The following is a 16,747-nucleotide window of genomic DNA, read 5'->3' on the forward strand; positions in this document are numbered from 1 at the left end:
TTTGTCAGATGTCGGCGCGTTCGCCGCTGCCCGACAGGGCCACATACTGGCGGACGACATGGGGCAGGCTGGCTTCGATGGCGGCGGCCATGGCCTTTTCCTCATCCAGGTTCTGCTGCAGGACCGGGATGGCCGCTGTCTGTCCCGACAGTTCCGCCGCCGTGATCAGCGACATATAGGCCGCGATCTCGAAATGCTCGAAGGCAAAGTTCGCCATCGAGTTCTTGAGGATCTCGTCGGTGGCCAGCGTATGGGTCATGGCCGCCATCGAGCCGCTGAGCGACAGCATCGTATCCTTCAGCCCCGAGGCGGATTCGCCCATGCCGTCAAGCAACTGGTCGATGCGGGCAAGCTGGCCCTCGGTCTCGCGGATGTGGCGGTCCAGAAGGGCCGACACCTCGGGATAGTGTTCCAGCCGGTTCAGTTGCGGCTGCATGATCGACAGGGCCTGCTTTTCCATGGCGTGCGCGTTGCGCAGCCCGTCCAGGAAAAGGTCATGTGCGGGATTGGTCATGGTGATCATCCTTTGCAAGGGGTCCGCCACGCGTGCGGATTTCGTAACACTGAACCCGCCGGTCCGCGCATCTGTTCCGCGCAGGCGGGCTAAACATAGATCAATCCGCCCTTCCGGGGCGTTCGGACCGGATGCCCGCGACAATGGCGCGGAAGGTGTCGCTTGCCACCACGTCGTCCAGGGCCAGGCCCAGCTTGGGACGCCAGTTGGGGTATTCGTCCTGGGTGCTGGGCAGGTTCACGGGGCGGGTCTCGCCCGCCAGATCCTCCAGCCGCACGGCCATCAGGCGGCAGGGCGTGCGCGCCAGATAGCGGTGCGCGGCCAACACCACCTCCAGCGGGGCGGCGTCCTCGGCCGTGTCCGGGCTTTCCGGCAGCAGGCCCGCGTCGGCCAGGGCGTCCAGCAGGGCCTTGCGTTCGGCGGGGCGGGCCTCGGCCTGTTCGCGGCCGGTGTCCTCGCCTACAAGGTCGAACTCCTGGCGCAGCCGCACGTCGTCGCCGCGCCACCAGCCCTGGAAGGTCGGCAGGTCATGGGTGGACAGGCAGGCCAGCGCATGGGCCGGGTAATCCTGCGGCGGGATGAAATCGGTTTCGTCGCGTTCAAAGAACAGGATGCGATAGGACAGGATCCCGGCATCCTCCATCATCTCGCGGAAGCCGGGGGGGACGTTGCCCAGATCCTCGCCGATGACGGCCGCGCCGTGCCGGTTCGAGGCCTGGGCCAGCGCGCGCAGCATGTCGTCCAGCGGATAGCGGGCATAGGTGCCGGTGCTGGCATCCGCCCCGTCGGGGATCAGGAACAGTTGCCACAACCCCATGGCATGGTCGATCCTGACGGCGCCCGCGCGGCGCATCACGCCGCCGATCAGCGTCCCGAAGGACGCGGCCCGCGTCGCGGTCATCGCGGCGGGGGACAAGGGCGCAAGGCCCCAGTCCTGGCCCTTTTCGTTGAAGTAATCGGGCGGCGCGCCGATGCGGACGCCCGGCAGCACGTCGGGCCGTCCCCAGCTTCCCGACCCGTCCGCCGCCTCGCCCACGGCGATGTCCAGGTAAAGGCCGATCCCCATGCCCGCTTCCCGGCAGGCGTCCTGCGCGCGGGCAAGCTGGCGGTCGGCCTGTTCCTGCAGCCAGCGGTGGAAGGCCAGGTCGGGGGCATGGTCGCGGGCGAAACCCGTGACGTCGGGCCCTTCGGCATCCTGCCAGGCGGGGGGCCAGCTGCGCCAGCCCGCGCCATGGCCCCGGGCCACCATATGGGCCGAGACCGTCTCGAACAGCGCGTGCCGGTCGAGGTCATCCCCGCCTTCCTTGCGAAAGGCGTCGCTGGCATCGGGGGCGCCAGCCGCCTGCCACGCGGCGCGCAGGGCGCGCAGCTTCAGGGCGGCCACGGCGGGATAGTCCACCAGATCCGTGGCCTGCAGCCGGGCGATCTCATCGGGGTCGGCCATGGCGGGGGCAAAGCCCTCCACCCGGTCCACGGCGATATAAAGCGGGTTCAGGAAGCGCCGGTTCGAGGGCGAAAACGGGCTGCACCGCGCCGGATCGGCCAGAAACATCGTGTGCAGCGGGTTGAGGCCGATGAAGCTTGCCCCCTGCGCGCCCAGGATGGCCGCCAGCGTTTCAAGATCGGCAAAGTCGCCGATGCCCCAGTTCCGCGCCGTGCGGATCTGGTAAAGCTGCACCGCCACGCCCCAGGCCGGGGGGCCTTCGGGCAGGTGGCAGCGCACGCCCCTGGGCGCCTCCAGCGCCTGCGGGCGCATCGCGGGGGCGGGCTCGAAGGCCGCGACCAGCTTTTCCAGCGTTTCCTCGGGCACCTCGTGGCGGGTGCCGCCGACGCCTTCGTAATCCAGCTGGATGCCAAGCTCGCGCGCCCGCGCCCCGATGTCGGTCATGGGAAAGCCTCGTTGCCGGGTGGGACGCGTCAGTCGCCGTGGACGATGTAAAGGCCCGTTCCCGCCCCCTGTCCCGGGGACCGCTCGGGCATGTGGTCGGGGAAGGCGTCGCCGTGGCCCGCGTGTTCGTCCTTGGGCCGGGTATAGGGAACGTCGCGGGTGGTGCCGCGGATCCCGTCGGGCAGGGCCGAGTCGTCACTGACCGCGCCGCCGGTGGGGGCGGGGCCGCCTGCCTGCCGGTTCAGAACGGACAGGGCAAGGTCGTGTTCGGCCTGGGACCGGCCCGTCACGACCAGCACGGCGCCGTTTTCCGCGACGGCGGTGGCGACCGCCTGCCGGTCGGCCTCGGGCAGGCGGGCCAGGGCGGGGTGGGTCAGGCTGCCGCTGCCGCTGGCGTCATGGATGATGCCGCCGTCGATGCCGGCGTCTCGCAGCCCCTGGGTCGCGGCGGCGGCCGCGTTCCGGTCGGCAAAGACCGCGACGATCGAAGGGGGCCGTCCGGTTCCTGCGGTTTGCTCCAAAGTATGCGCCACGGGTCTTCTCCCTTGCTGCGACGGCCCGGTCTGGCGGGCCGGGCGTTGGAAAGGAAAACAAGCGCGCGGAGAAATTGTTCCGGCAAGCGGAGGCAAGGGCCACGCGGTGCGTTTCCCCCCCTGAGCCCTGCAAAACAAAAGGCCCGCCAGTGGCGGGCCAGGGTCGGCAGGCTGTCCGCGCGGATCAGGCGCGCGACATGGCGGCCATGGTGGCGCGGGTCGGCTCGATCCCCAGGCGGCGCAGGTCGGCCACCGAGGGCGCGTGGTGCGAGCGCACGGCGGCCGAGGCGGAAATCGCGGCATCCATCACGTCCAGGAGCGCGCGGAGGCGGGTCATGGCGTTGCGGAGGGCGGTCATGTCGGGTCTCTCTTTCTGTCCTTGGTTGACAGGGGGAAGATGGGCCTTTCCCCGCCATGCCGCAACGCAGCATCTGCGCAGATCCGTCATGCGGGCCCTGCATGGGTCGCGGCCAGGGCCAGGTCGTCGCCGGTCCGCACCACCGCCGCAAGGGCCGTGTCGATATCCTCGTCCGTGGTGCGGTGGTTGCAGATCGCCGCCCGCAGCCCGTGCTGGCCATGGACGGTGGTGTCGGAAAAGGCGGCGATGCCGGTTTCCTGAAGTCGCATCATGATCTCGGCGTTCAGCGCCGTCAGGGCTGCGGCGTCCAGCCCGCCGGGGTCATAGCGGAAGCAGACGATGTCCAGCGTGACCGGGGACAGCCGCACCAGCCGGGGATGGGCGTCGATCCCCGCCGCCATGCGCCGGGCCTGGTCGATGTTGCGCCCGATGATCCGGCCAAAGCGGGCGGTGCCGTGTTCGCGCAGCATCATCCAGACCTTCAGCGCCCGGAACCCGCGGGTGGTCTGGATGCCCCAGTCCAGCAGCCATTCCGCCGCCGCGATCCCGCGCAGCGCCGGGTCCAGATAGGGGGAATGCAGCGCGAAGCTGTCCAGATGGGCCTGCGCGTCGCGGACCAGGATGCAGCCTGCCTCGAACGGGACATGCAGGCTTTTGTGCGGATCCAGCGCCAGGCTGTCGGCGCGGTCCATCCCGTCCAGCAGGGGCGCGTGGCGGGGCGACAGCCGGGTCAGCGCGCCGATGCAGCCATCGACATGGAACCACAGCCCCCGGTCGCGGCACAGGTCGGCGATGGCGGGCAAGGGGTCGATGGCCCCGGTGTTGACCGTCCCGGCCGTGGCGATGACGCAGGTGGGCTGCCAGCCCCCGGCGCGGTCCTCGTCGATGGCGCGTGTCAGGGCGGCCATGTCCATGCGGCAATCGGGGCCGGTGGGGATTCGCCGCAGCGCGCGGTTGCCCATGCCCAGCAGCTCCACCGCCTTCTGGTGGCAGCCATGCACCTGGTCCGAGGCGTAGACGCGCAAGGGCCGGGGCAGGGCGGCCAACCCTTCTTCGCGCAAGTCCACCCTCGCCATGCGGTTGCGGGCCACCGTCAGGCCGATCAGGTTCGCGACCGAGCCGCCGCTGGTCAGCGTGCCGCTGGCGCCTTCGGGGAAACCGGCGATCTGGCGCAGCCAGTCGATCACCTGGCCTTCGCATTCCGCCGCCGCGTGGTTGCCCCCGCCCAGGTTCGACCCGTCAACAGCCGCCAGGAAATCGGCCAGCGCCCCCGTCAGGCTGGACGCGCCCATGTACCACATCCAGAACCGCGGATGCGTGTTGCCCATGGGATAGTCCAGCACCCCGCCCCAGGCATCCTCCACCACCCGGTCCAGCGGTGTGGGATCCACCGGCAGCGGCTGGCGCAGCCCGTCGCGCACCGCCTGCGGGATCGGCCGCCAGACCGGGCGGCCGGGCAGGGCGGCGGTCCGTGCGATGGCCCGGTCCACGGCGTCGTGCGCGATGCGCGCGAAGCTGTCCCAGTCCGGCGGGTCCAGCGTTTCCATGGCTATCCCATCCGGTAGCCGGGGGTGGATTCCGACAGGGCGCGTTCCTCGTCGTCCATGTCCTCGGCGATGTCCCCGAACAGCGGGGTGGACAGGTACCGCTCGCCCGTGTCGGGCAGCATGGAAAGGATCACCGTGCCAGGTTCGGACCGTTCCGCGATCTGCATGGCGACGGCAAAGGTGGACCCGCCCGAGACGCCGGTCAGGATCCCTTCCTTCGCGGCCAGCCTTTTCGCCCAGGCGGTGCCGTTCGCGCCCGAGACGGGGATCAACTCGTCATAGCCGCCCTTGTCCAGCGCCTCTTGCAGGACATAGGGGATGAAATCGGGCGTCCAGCCCTGGATCGGGTGCGGCTCGAAGGCGGGGTGGCTGGCGGCGGGGGCGTGGTCGGGGCCGCGTTCCTGGGGCGTGCCGCTGGCCACCAGGGCGGCATTGGCGGGTTCGGTCAGGATGATCTTCACCTCGGGGCGTTCGCGGCGCAGGACGCGGGACAGGCCCGTGACCGTGCCCCCGGTGCCGTATCCGGTGACGACGTAATCCAGCCGCTTGCCCGCGAAATCGCCGATGATTTCCTGCGCGGTGGTGGCTTCGTGGATGTCGGCATTGGCGGCGGTCTCGAACTGGCGGGCCAGGAACCAGCCGTGCTTTTGCGCCAGTTCGGCCGCCTTGTTGTACATGCCGGTGCCCTTTGCGGCGCGCGGCGTCAGCAACACCTTGGCCCCCAGCATCCGCATCAGCCGCCGCCGTTCCACGGAAAAGCTGTCGGCCATGGTCACGACCAGCGGATAGCCCTTCTGCGCGCAGACCATGGCAAGGCCGATGCCGGTATTGCCGCTGGTCGCCTCGACCACGGTCTGTCCCGGTTTCAGCGTCCCGTCCCGCTCGGCCGCCTCGATGATGTTGAGCGCCAGGCGGTCCTTGACGGATGCGGCGGGGTTGAAGAACTCGGCCTTGACATAGATCGTCACGCCCTCGGGGGCGAGGTTGTTCACGCGGACCGTCGGCGTGTCGCCCACGGTGTCCAGGATGCTGTCATACAGGCGGCCGCGCCCGCGAGTGGTTCGGATGGTGTCTGGCATGGAAAATCTTTTCGGGAAACGTGACCGCAAGGGGGGAGTATAGCATGGAAGCGGGGGTGGCGGGCGGGAAAGAAGGGGAAGAAGCCATGAGCCCTTAGCTGCCGGTCATGAGAGCCTCCATCGGCTGCCATTTGTGCTGTGGCCTCCGAACGTGGGAGTCGAACGCGAACCAGCACCCGCCACCTCCCGGACCCTGGTCGAAGCGTTGGTCTATACCGATGCCAGACAATGCGCAGAACAGCAGGGTGCCAACCCCGCCGTGCCCAACGAACAAAATATCTCCGTCTTGCGGAGCTGTCAGGCAGGCCTCGACCTCGGCCACGATGCGGCGCTGCGCGTCCTCTGCCGTCTCCCATCCCCGCACACTAGTAGCAGGTTCAGCAAAGAACTGATCTGCAACGGCCTCAAACTCCTGTGGAGGAAGGAAACCCGTCGCGCTGCGATCATTTTCGTGCATCTTCGGCCGGACCTCTAGCGCCACGCCCAATGCCGAGGCAAGAGGCGTAGCTGTCTCAAGTGCCTTGGTCTCTTCGCTGCTGATCACCCTGCGCGTTCCTGAAAGAGATCCGAGCCGGGCAGCCAATGAAGCGACCCGATTGCTGCCTACTTCGTTCAGTGACCACGCCCGGACGTCTTTCAGAGGCTCGATCAGAACCTGTGGATGGGTCAGGTAGCGGACGATCTGGGGCATGGCAAAGCCTATGATGACGAGCGCTGATAACCGGAACAATCATGTTGCGCCCGCCATTGGTCAATGTCTGAAAAGTCCGCAAAACTGTCATCCACAAGGCCTCACACGGCCCTGCTATCAGAAGCCCTGGTACCGCCGGGGCCTCCCTCACCGTCCCTCAATCCTCGTCCGAGGCCAGCTGGCTCAGCACCTTCCCCTTGCCGCGCGCCCGCAGGATCAGCGGCACGATCAGCGCCAGCGCCGACAGCGCCAGCAGCGTGGCGGATACCGGCGATCCGACCAGCGTGGTCAGATCCCCCTGGCTGATCGACAGGGCCCGGCGCAGCTGCTGTTCGGCCATCGGTCCCAGGATCAGGCCCACCACCACCGGCGCGATGGGATAGCCGTAAAGCCGCATGGCATAGCCCATGACGCCGAAGATCAGCAGCATCGACAGTTCTACCGGCGAGGGGTTGGCGCCGATGGTCCCCAGCGTCGCAAAGACCAGGATGCCTGCGTAAAGCCAGGGGCGCGGGATGGTCAGAAGCTTCACCCATAGCCCGATCAGCGGCAGATTCAGCACCAGCAGCATGAAGTTCGCGATCAGCAGGGACGCGATCAGGCCCCAGACCAGCTGCGGGTTGGTGGCGAACAGCAGCGGCCCCGGCTGCAACCCGAACTGCTGGAAGCCCGCCAGCATGATCGCCGCCGTGGCCGTGGTGGGCAGGCCCAGCGTCAGCAGCGGCACCAGCGTGCCTGCGGCCGAGGCGTTGTTCGCGGCCTCGGGGCCCGCGACGCCCTCGATGGCGCCGTTGCCGAATTCCTCGGGGTGCTTCGACATCTTCTTTTCCGCCGCATAGGACAGGAAGGTGGCGATGTCGGCACCCCCGGCAGGCATGGCGCCGATGGGAAAGCCGATCACCGTGCCGCGCAGCCAGGGCTTCCAGGACCGCGCCCAATCCTTCGCGGTCATCCAGACGGAACCCTTGACGGCGATCACCTCGTCATCGACGGTGCCCCGCTGGCCCGCGACGAACAGCGCCTCGCCCACGGCGAACATGGCGACGGCAAGGGTCGTGACCTCGATCCCGTCCAGAAGCTGCGGCACGCCAAAGGACAGCCGCGCCTGGCCGGTCAGCTGGTCGATGCCCACCAAGGCCAGCGCCAGGCCGATGAACAGCGAGATCAGCCCCTTGCGCGCGCTTTCCCCGAAGGCTGACGATACGGTGACGAATGCCAGCACCATCAGCGCGAAGTAATCGCGCGGGCCGAAGACCAGCGCCAGCTTGACCACCGTCGGCGCGACAAAGGCCAGCAGCACCGTGGCGGCAAGACCCGCGATGAAGCTGCCGATGGCGGCGGTGGCCAGCGCCGGTCCGCCGCGCCCGGCGCGGGCCATCTTGTTGCCCTCCAACGCGGTGACGATGGACGCGCTTTCGCCCGGCGTGTTCAGCAGGATCGAGGTCGTGGATCCTCCATACATCCCGCCGTAATAGATGCCCGCGAACATGATCAGCGATCCGGCGGGGTCCAGCCCATAGGTCACGGGCAGCAGCAGCGCCACGGTCAGCGCGGGGCCGATGCCCGGCAGCACGCCCACGGCGGTGCCCAGCGTCACGCCAATCAGCGCATACAGCAGGATCATCGGGTCCAGCGCGACCGACAGGCCCTGCAACAGGAAATCGAAGGTGGTCATGCGGGCGTCCCCCCGTTATGGCCCCGAAACAGGCCCCAGACCAGGTCTTCAAGCGGACCGGCGGGCAGGCTGAGCTTCAGAAGCCCCGCGAACAGCAGATAGACGACCAGCGCGAAGGCAATGCCCACCGGCACGGTCAGCGCCAGGTTGCGCTTGCCGAAGGCGGCCGCCGTTGCCGCGAACAGCAACCCCGTGGCGATGGAAAATCCCGCCGTGGTCAGCAGCGCCAGTTGCGCGGCCAGCCCGCCCACGATCCACAGGATCGGGCCGACATTCTGCGCCTCGCGGTCGGTCTTGCCGGACCGGAAGGCCTCGATCACCGACCACAGCGACAGGCCGCCAAGGCCCCCGGCGATCCAGCGGGGCACGTCGGCGGGGCCGACGCCCGCATAGCCGCCCGCCTGCGGCAGGCGCGCGGCATCCCGCCAGATCACCACGGCAATGGCGGCCAGGATAAGGGCGACAACCAGCGTCGCCCCGTCGGGGCGACGCGTTCCGGCAGATCCTTGGGGGGTGGTCCCGCTCATTTCACCAGACCGATATCCTTGAGGATCGCGCCGGTCGCCGCGATGTCCTTGTCCAGTTGCGCCTGGAAATCCGCGCCCGCCAGATAGGTGTTGGCCCAACCCTTGGTGGCCAGCGCATCCTGCCAGGTCTTCGACTGGACCATCTTCTCGATATCGGCGCTGATCGCGGCCTTCTGGTCGTCGGTGATGCCGGGTGCCGCGGCGACCATGCGCCAGTTCTGCAAGGCCACGTCAAGGCCCGCTTCCTTCAGCGTCGGCGCGTCCACGCCCTCGATCCGTTCGTCCGAGGACACGGCCAGGATCCGCAGCGTGCCCGCGTCGGCCTGGGCCTTGAACTCGCCCAGCGAGGAGATGCCCGCCGTGACCTGGCTGCCGAGGATCGCGGCCAGCGCCTCGCCGCCGCCGGAATAGGCGATGTAGTTGATCTTCGTGGGATCGACGCCCGCCGCCTTGGCGATCAGGCCCACGGCGATGTGGTCGGCGCCGCCCGCCGATCCGCCCGCCCAGCTGACCGCGCCGGGATCGGCCTTCAGCTTTTCGATCAGCCCGTTGATGTCCTGGATCTCGGACGCTGCGGGAACCACGATCGCCTCATACTCGCCGGTCAGGCGCGCGATGGGGGTCACGTCGGCCAATGACACGGGGGAGGCGTTGGTCAGGATCGCGCCCACCATCACATAGCCGCCGACGATCAGCTGGTCGGGTTTGCCCTGCGCGCTTGACACGAACTGCGCCAGGCCCACGGTGCCGCCCGCGCCGGGGACGTTCTGGACCTGCACGCTGTCGGAAATGCCTTCGCCCTGCAAGGCTTCCTGCATGGTGCGGGCGGTCTGGTCCCAACCGCCGCCGGGGGCCGCAGGGGCGATGATGGTGTAATCGGTGGCGTAAGCCGGAACCGCCAGGGCGGCGGCGATCAGCCCCGCGAAAAGGGTGTGCTTCATTGTGGGTCATCCTCCCAGGATGCGAACATGCGAACCGGACCCTCCAGCCCGGATGGGGCCAGAAAACAGGATGAACCTGTCATGGGGCTGACATGGGCGGCCGGAAAAACGGCGGTGGGCGCCTAATCCCCGCCCGTCGCGCGGCGCCAGCGGTCGATCAGCCGGGCGCGCTTGGCCTGGTCCAGATAGACCAGCAGGCCCGGGGTGACGGGCACCGGGCGCAATTGCGCGCCAAGCGCCGCCTGCATGGCGCGCGCGCTGTTCTCGTCCGAGACCTCCAGGCTGACGGCGGGCAGGCGCAGCTTTTCGGCCAGGATGGTCTGGCCCGCCTGCGACATGAAAAAGCCCAGGAACCGCGCGCCCAGGTCGGGCCGGGCGGCGGCGCGCGGCACCAGTCCCACCCGGGACACCACCACCGTGAAGTCGCGCGGCAGCACCAGCCCCACATCGGGGTGGTCGCGCGCCCAGTCGGCGGCATAGGATCCCAGGATGTTGTAGCCGATCAGCAGCCGCCCGTCGCCAACACGTTCCAGGATCTGCTGGCTGGTCGAAAACTGCTGGACCCCCGCCCGGCCCATCGCGCCGATCACCGACCAGATGTCGGGAAAATGCTCCTGGTCGCGGGCCAGGAACAGGTATCCCACGGCGGACCGCCGGATGTCATAGGTGCCGACGCGGCCCCGCACGCCCGCGCCGCCATGGGCCAGCCAGTCCACCAGCTCGAACCGCGAGGACGGCGGGGGACGGTCGCGGAAGGCGGGGCGGTGATAAACCAGCACCGCGGGCTCGAAGGTCAGGGCATAGGCGGTGTCGCGCCAGTTGGCCCAGCGGGGCCAGCGGGGGCTGTCGGGCGTCACGGCGGGTCGCGCATAGCCGTCATTGGCCAGCTTGACCTGCAAATCCATCGCGGATGAAAAGGCGAAGTCCGCCGTTTCCTGCCCCGCGTCGGTTTCCGCGACGATGCGGTCGTTCAGCGCGCCGGTCAGCAGTTCCTCGTAATGGACGGTCACGTCGGGGTTCCGGGCCTGGAAGCCCGCGATCAGCGGCGCGGCCAGGTGGTTGTCCAGCGAGGAATAGATCGTCAGGATCTGGTCCCCGCCCCCATAGACGAACATCTCGGCCCGCGCGGGCAGGGCAAGCAGGACCAGGGCAAGGATCGCGCGCAGGATCATGGCCCGATCATGGCAGCGCCCGCCCCGGTTCACAACGCCCCCGCGCCCGGCTATCGTGGCCGTCCAGGGGGGAACCGTGATGCGGCTTTTGCTGGTCGAGGACAATGAACAGCTGGCCGAGGCGCTGCAATCCCTGCTGGCGGGCGCGGGCCATGCGGTTGACCGCGTGGCCGACGGCGCATCGGCCGAGGCGCTGGCGGCCGCCGAACGCTTTGACCTGATCATCCTGGATCTGAACCTGCCGCAGATGGACGGGCTGTCGGTGCTGCGCGCGCTGCGGGCGCGGGGCAACCAGGCCGCCGTGCTGATCCTGACCGCGCGCGGCGCGCCCGGGGACCGGGTGCGCGGCCTGGACCTGGGGGCCGACGACTATATGGTCAAGCCCTTTGACATCGGCGAGTTCGAGGCCCGCGTCCGGTCCCTGCTGCGCCGTCAGGCGGGGCTGCGCGCGGCCATCGTCACCGTGGGCGATGTCACGCTGGACCTGGCGGCGCGGCGGTTCACCGCCGGGGGCGCGGCGCTGGACCTGCCCGCGCGAGAACTTGCGCTGCTGGAACTGCTGTTCATGCGCGCGGGCAAGGTCGTGACCAAGGACGCCATCATCCAGTCTCTGACCAGCCTGGACGACAGCCTGTCCGAAAACGCCATCGAGCAATATGCCAGCCGGTTGCGCCGCCGCCTGGCCCCCCATGGCGTGCATCTGCGCACCGCGCGCGGCATCGGCTATTATATCGACAGGTCCGCCTGATGGGATCGCTGCGCCGGCGGCTGCTGGGCTGGCTGCTGGCCGCGACCGCCATCCTGGGCCTGCTGGCCCTGGCCGACACCTGGCGCGAGGCGGTGGCCACCGCGACCCTTGTGTCCGACCGCGTGCTGGCCGGATCGGCCCTGGCGATTGCCGAGCGCGTCACGGTGGACGAGGATACGGGCCTGCAGGTGGACATCCCCTATTCCGCGCTGGAGATGCTGACCTCGACCGCGCAGGACCGGGTGTTCTATCGCGTCGATGGCCCCCTGGGCTTCCTGACGGGCTATGCCGACCTGACGCCTGCGGCCACCGACCGGGACGGGCGCGGCTTTGCCGACGGTGTCCACGCGGCCGAAAGGGTCCGCATCATCACCCTGGCCCGCACCGTGTCCACCGGGGTGGAATCGATCCCCTTCGCCGTGACGGTCGCGGAATCGACCCTGGCGCGGCGGGATCTGGCGCGGTCGATCCTGATCCGGTCGGCGCTGCGGCTGATGGGCATGATCGGGGGCGCCGCGCTGATCGTCTGGATCGCCGTGCCCTTGGCGCTGCGCCCCCTGCACCGGCTGGGCGAGGCCATCGCCGCCCGGTCCCCCGACGACCTGTCCCCGATCCGCGAATCCGTCCCCCTCGAGGTGCAGGGCCTGGTCGAGGCGGTCAATTCCTTCATGGCGCGCCTTGGCACGGCGCTGGACGCGTTGCGCAACTTCACCGGCAATGCCAGCCACCAGTTGCGCACGCCGCTGGCGGTGCTGCGCACGCAGATGGCGCTGGCCGGGCGGGCGGACACGCCGGGGGCGATGCGCCAGGCGGTGGCCAAGGGCGACGCCGCGCTGGCCCATGCCGAACGGGTGCTGGCGCAACTGCTGCTGCTGGCGCGCGTGGATGCCGCGCCGGGGCAGGGGGCCTTGGGGGCCGTCGATCTTGCCGCCCTGGCCCGCGATGTCACCGGCGAGGCGGTGCCCCGCGCGGCCGAGGCGGGCATCGACCTGGGTTTCGAGGGCGAACCCGCGCAGGTCCGGGCCGAACCCATCCTGCTGGCCGAGGCGCTGGCGAACCTGATCGACAATGCGCTGGCCTATGGCGGGCGCCGCGCGGTGGTCACGGTCAGCGTCCAGGCGCGGGACGATCACGCGATCCTTGCGGTGACCGACGACGGCCCCGGCATCCTGCCGGACCTGCGCGCCCGGCTTGGCGCACGCTTCGCCCGGGGCGCGCGCGACGAGGCCGAGGGACTTGGCCTGGGCCTTGCCGTCGTGGCCGAGATCGTCGCCCTGTTCGGCGGCGGCCTGTCCCTGGGGGACGGACCCGGCGGGCGTGGCCTTCGGGCGGAACTGCGGTTGCGGCGGGCGGACGGCCCGCCGTCGTGACGCCCGCTCAGCGCATCAGGCTGTCGGCCTGCGCGGCGGTCAGGTATCCCGTCGCCTGCATCCCGTTCGCCCGCTGCCACGAGGCGATGGCATTGCGGGTGCCCTGTCCGAAGGCGCCGTCGATGCCGCGCGTGTCATAGCCCCGCCGCGTCAGCCCGGCCTGGATCGCCGCCTTCTGCGACCGGCTGAGGCCCAGGTCGGCCTCGCTGTCCGCAGGCCCAAGAGCGGTCGGGCGGGATGAACCGCTGCCGCTGTTGCCTGCGGCCGTGCCGCGCAGGATCTCGTTGGCCTGGGCGGTGGAAAGGCTGCCGGTCTGGCTATAGCCCCGGTCGCGCTGCCACAGGGCGATGGCGCGCCGCGTGCCGGGGCCGAAATTGCCGTCCGCGCCATTGGTGCTGTAGCCAAGCGCGTTCAGCTGGCGCTGCACGCTGACGCGCTGCTGCCGCGTCAGGCCCGATGTGTCGCCCGCCGCCGTGCCCCCGGCCACCGGGTTGTCGCGGTCGGCGGTGGACCCGCCAAGGCGGCGGATCTGGGCGCGGGCCTCGGCGGCGTAAAGCCCCTGGGGGAACTGCTGAAGATAGGATCGATAGGCGCGGACCGTGCCCTGGCCTTGCGCCTGCGAAAAGGCGGCGCGGTCCTGTTCCTGCGACAGGTATTGCCGCGCCACGCCGGTGACGATATCGCCCAGGTCCTGCGCCGGCGCGGGCGCTGTCAAGGATGCGGCGACAAGGGCCGCTGAAAGCATCGTCCTGACCATCGGATGGTCCTCCGCTTGTGGGTCCGTGCCCCGGATGGGGCGCTGGCTATATAGCGCGGACAAGGCGTTTCGGTTCCAGGGCCTTCAATTCCCGGCGTTTTATCCCTGCGGGGTCATGGCCTTGCGCTGGCGGCTGCGTTCCAGGCCCAGCTGGCGTTCGCGCCAGATGATGGCGATGCCCGCCCCGATCACCAGGGCCGCGCCCGCCAGCACCACGCCCGTCGGCGCTTCGGAAAACACATACCAGCCGATGCCGATCGCCAGCAGCATGGACACATATTCAAAGGGCGCCACCAGCGAGGCATCGGCAAAGCGATAGGCCGAGGTCAGCAGGATCTGCGCCACGCCGCCCAGCAAGCCGCTGCCCACCAGCAGCGCGGCGGTGCGCGCGTCGGGCATCACCCAGCCGAAGGGCAGCGTCAGAAGCCCCAGGATCGTCGAGGTGACGGAAAACCAGAACACGATGGCCGAGGTGCGTTCGTCCTGCACCAGGCGGCGCACGAAGATCTGCGCCAGGGCCGCGCCCACCGCGCCGCCGAATGCCACCACCGCGCCCAGGGTGCGCCACGGATCGGCGGGCGCGTCCAGCCGCAGTTGCGGGGACAGCACGATCAGCACCCCGGTCAGCCCGACGCCGACCATGGACAGGCGGAACAGGCGCACCTCCTCGCCCAGAAACATCGCGGCGAAGATTACCACCAGCAGCGGCGCGGCATAGCCGATGGCCGTCACCTCGGGGAAGGACAGCAGCGCCAAGGCCCAGAAGTTCAGCGCCATGGACGTGGTGCCGACGATGCCGCGATAGAAATGCCCCATGGGGCGGACGGTGCGCAGGCCCACCGACAATTCGCCCCGAAAGGCCAGCCAGACCAGGATCACCGGAATGGCGAAGACCGAGCGGAAGAACACCTGCTGGCCAGGCGGCACGCTGCCTTCCGAGGTGGCCTTGACCATCGCGGCCATGACCGTGAACACCGCCACGCTGGCGCATTTCAGCAGGATGCCCTGCATCGGATTGGGGTGGGGCATAGGGGGACCGCTTGTGTCGGATGGCCCATGGTTAGGGCGCGGCGCGGCGGGCTACAAGGGCCGGTTTGCAGGATGTGCAGATCTGCCGTTTCGCGGGTCCGGTCAGCCGCCGGATTCCGCCAGGGACGCCTGCAACCGCAGGAAATGCCGCCGCAGCCGGTCCAGCCCCGCCGCGTCCCAGCCTTGCGGCTGCGTGACCGCCATCCAGGGCGCGATGTGGTCGTTATAGGCGTAAAGATGCCCGTGCCCCATCGGCACATGCAGCGCCAGCGCCATGTCGAAGGCCAGTTGCAGGAAGCTGACGACGGGATACCAGCGCAGGTCCGGCGACACGTCGGGGCCGCGCGGCGGTTCCATCCAGGCGGGGCGGTGCCAGGCGGATCGGGGGTCGAAGAAGACGATCGGGTCGCTGGCATATTGCAGATAGACGATGCGGATCCCGCCCCAGGGATCCCCCGCCGACAGCCCTTGCTGCCCGTTGGTGAAGCGCACGGTCTGGCCGCGCTCCATCCGGGGCAGCCATTCCGGGGACGCGGGGTCGCGTTCCCGCGTCAGCGTTTGCCACAAGGGGCTGACGAAGGGCGGCCCGACCCACAGCGCCCCCGCGAAGGGCTGGTCGATCATCTCGGACAGGCGCAAGGATTGCTGCGAGCTGTAGGCCCCCAGGCTGAGCCCATAGAGATAAAGCTTCGGGCGCCGGTCCGGCGGCAGGGTCAGCCAGTGGCGGCGCACGGCGCTGAACAGGGCGCGGCCCGCCTCGGCCGAATATTCGGGCTCGACCAGCAGGGAAATCCAGCTTTGCAGATAGGAATACTGGATCGCCACGGTGGCCACGTCGCCGCGGTGCAGGTATTCCAGCGTGGTCATCGCCGCCGGATCCAGCCAGCCGGTGCCGGTGGGCATGGCGACAACCAGGATGCTGCGTCCGAAGCCGCCGATGCGGTCCAGTTCCGCCACCGCGAGGGCGGCGCGTTCGTCAGCCGTATCGGCGGCGTTCAGGCCGACATAGGCGCGCAGGGGCTGCATCGCCTCGCCGCCCGTGACGGCGGCGATTTCGTCCGCCGTGGGGGTGGCGGCGACATAGTTGCGCCCCTCGCGGCCCAGATCCTCCCATGCGACCAGCGAGGCGGGGCTGCCGGGCAGCAGGGGATCGGCGGGGGGCAGGATGTCGGGCGGGATCACCGCGTCCAGCGCGCGGGCGGATGTGTCGGCGGTGCGGATGAAGCCGCTGAACAGGACGCCATTGGCCAGCGACCACAGCAGCACGGCCCCGATGATCAGGCCCAGCAGATGCGCGGCGCGGCGCGGCACCACCCGCGCGATCCGCGCGGTCAGGTGGCGGACCAGGGCCGCGGCCAGCTTGCCCAGGGCCAGCAGCACCGCCGCCACCACCAGGGCGATGCCGCCGATCATCAGCGGCAGTTCGGGCGGGGCCAGCGCCATGCCCATGGGCGCGCGGATGGAATTCTGCCAGTCCGTCGCGCGCGCCAGGAACGCACCCACGATCAGCGCCGCCAGCACCGCCAGGGCCAGCAGCACCTGCCGCCCCGTGCGCCCCCGGATCAGCGGCAGTTCCAGCGTGACCCAGATCCAGCGCCCCAGCACCGCAAGCCCGTAGCCTGCGGCAAAGCAGACCCCGGCCAGCACGCCCTGCACCCCTTCGCCGCGCGGGATCAGGCTGGGCGTCAGCGAGGCCGCCATGAACAGCGCCCCCAGCACCAGCCCCACGCCCGAGACATTGTCCGCAAGTCCGCGAAGGATGCGCCCCGGCAGGGTGTGTCGCTGGTTGGTCATGGGCCGTCCTTTGCCGCCTTTTGCGCCGATCAGCACCGAACGGCGCGGGGGCGTCAAGTCCTGCCGGGACGGCCGCCCGCGAAACCCGGCCGGGGGCGCGGGGGTTGTCAGGGCGCCAAGCAAA

Annotated in this window: 16 protein-coding genes; 2 read left to right on the forward strand and 14 right to left on the reverse strand. The window is 69.7% G+C overall.

The features are described 5' to 3' along the window. Nucleotides 1-4: 4 nt before the first annotated feature. The 11 genes from JX613_RS00095 to JX613_RS00145 form a co-directional block, all read right to left on the reverse strand. Nucleotides 5-514 carry a ferritin-like domain-containing protein gene (locus tag JX613_RS00095; RefSeq protein WP_207099426.1) on the reverse strand — a complete coding sequence of 170 codons (510 nt, stop codon included), beginning with the start codon at nt 512-514 and terminating at the stop codon, nt 5-7. Nucleotides 515-614: 100 nt separating this feature from the next. Then, nucleotides 615-2,402 carry a 4-alpha-glucanotransferase gene (gene malQ, locus JX613_RS00100; RefSeq protein ID WP_207099427.1) on the reverse strand — a complete coding sequence of 596 codons (1,788 nt, stop codon included), beginning with the start codon at nt 2,400-2,402 and terminating at the stop codon, nt 615-617. A gap of 29 nt (nt 2,403-2,431) precedes the next feature. Then, a complete protein-coding gene (locus JX613_RS00105; protein WP_207099428.1) occupies nt 2,432-2,935 on the reverse strand; it encodes a hypothetical protein in 504 nt (167 codons plus the stop codon). A 184-nt stretch (nt 2,936-3,119) separates the two neighbouring features. Beyond that, the gene (locus JX613_RS00110) at nt 3,120-3,293 is read right to left on the reverse strand and encodes a hypothetical protein (RefSeq protein WP_207099429.1); all 174 of its coding nucleotides are present in this window, start codon (nt 3,291-3,293) and stop codon (nt 3,120-3,122) included. Nucleotides 3,294-3,379: 86 nt separating this feature from the next. Next, a complete protein-coding gene (locus JX613_RS00115; protein WP_207099430.1) occupies nt 3,380-4,840 on the reverse strand; it encodes a pyridoxal phosphate-dependent decarboxylase family protein in 1,461 nt (486 codons plus the stop codon). Between the two features lie 2 nt (nt 4,841-4,842). Next, the gene (locus tag JX613_RS00120) at nt 4,843-5,919 is read right to left on the reverse strand and encodes a PLP-dependent cysteine synthase family protein (protein ID WP_207099431.1); all 1,077 of its coding nucleotides are present in this window, start codon (nt 5,917-5,919) and stop codon (nt 4,843-4,845) included. Nucleotides 5,920-6,013: 94 nt separating this feature from the next. Continuing rightward, the gene (locus JX613_RS00125; protein ID WP_207099432.1) at nt 6,014-6,610 is read right to left on the reverse strand and encodes a histidine phosphatase family protein; all 597 of its coding nucleotides are present in this window, start codon (nt 6,608-6,610) and stop codon (nt 6,014-6,016) included. Between the two features lie 157 nt (nt 6,611-6,767). Then, nucleotides 6,768-8,285 (reverse strand): tripartite tricarboxylate transporter permease, encoded by a 1,518-nt coding sequence (locus JX613_RS00130; RefSeq protein WP_207099433.1) that lies wholly within the window; start codon nt 8,283-8,285, stop codon nt 6,768-6,770. After that, nucleotides 8,282-8,812: a tripartite tricarboxylate transporter TctB family protein gene (locus JX613_RS00135; protein ID WP_207099434.1), complete on the reverse strand. Its 531-nt coding sequence runs from the start codon at nt 8,810-8,812 to the stop codon at nt 8,282-8,284. Before JX613_RS00135 ends, JX613_RS00130 begins: the two co-directional genes overlap by 4 nt. Continuing rightward, nucleotides 8,809-9,753, reverse strand: a complete 945-nt coding sequence (locus JX613_RS00140) for a tripartite tricarboxylate transporter substrate binding protein (RefSeq protein WP_207099435.1) — start codon at nt 9,751-9,753, stop codon at nt 8,809-8,811. The genes JX613_RS00135 and JX613_RS00140 overlap by 4 nt, the downstream gene beginning before the upstream one ends. Nucleotides 9,754-9,875: 122 nt before the next feature. Then, nucleotides 9,876-10,925 carry an ABC transporter substrate-binding protein gene (locus JX613_RS00145; protein WP_207099436.1) on the reverse strand — a complete coding sequence of 350 codons (1,050 nt, stop codon included), beginning with the start codon at nt 10,923-10,925 and terminating at the stop codon, nt 9,876-9,878. 79 nt (nt 10,926-11,004) lie between these two features. Between JX613_RS00145 and JX613_RS00150 the strand changes: the two genes are divergently transcribed. Both JX613_RS00150 and JX613_RS00155 read left to right on the forward strand, forming a co-directional pair. Continuing rightward, on the forward strand, nt 11,005-11,673 hold the full coding sequence (locus JX613_RS00150) for a response regulator transcription factor (RefSeq protein WP_207099834.1): 669 nt from the start codon (nt 11,005-11,007) through the stop codon (nt 11,671-11,673). Beyond that, nucleotides 11,673-13,043 (forward strand): sensor histidine kinase, encoded by a 1,371-nt coding sequence (locus tag JX613_RS00155; protein ID WP_207099437.1) that lies wholly within the window; start codon nt 11,673-11,675, stop codon nt 13,041-13,043. Before JX613_RS00150 ends, JX613_RS00155 begins: the two co-directional genes overlap by 1 nt. A gap of 7 nt (nt 13,044-13,050) precedes the next feature. Here the strand turns inward: JX613_RS00155 and JX613_RS00160 are convergent, their stop codons facing one another. The 3 genes from JX613_RS00160 to JX613_RS00170 form a co-directional block, all read right to left on the reverse strand. After that, the gene (locus JX613_RS00160) at nt 13,051-13,758 is read right to left on the reverse strand and encodes a peptidoglycan-binding domain-containing protein (RefSeq protein ID WP_237168257.1); all 708 of its coding nucleotides are present in this window, start codon (nt 13,756-13,758) and stop codon (nt 13,051-13,053) included. A 141-nt stretch (nt 13,759-13,899) separates the two neighbouring features. Beyond that, a complete protein-coding gene (locus tag JX613_RS00165) occupies nt 13,900-14,829 on the reverse strand; it encodes a DMT family transporter (RefSeq protein ID WP_207099439.1) in 930 nt (309 codons plus the stop codon). A gap of 102 nt (nt 14,830-14,931) precedes the next feature. After that, nucleotides 14,932-16,623: an alpha/beta hydrolase gene (locus JX613_RS00170; RefSeq protein ID WP_207099440.1), complete on the reverse strand. Its 1,692-nt coding sequence runs from the start codon at nt 16,621-16,623 to the stop codon at nt 14,932-14,934. Nucleotides 16,624-16,747 lie beyond the last annotated feature (124 nt).

Origin of the sequence: Paracoccus shandongensis (genome assembly GCF_017315735.1) — a bacterium.
In the GTDB taxonomy this organism is placed as follows: domain Bacteria; phylum Pseudomonadota; class Alphaproteobacteria; order Rhodobacterales; family Rhodobacteraceae; genus Paracoccus; species Paracoccus shandongensis.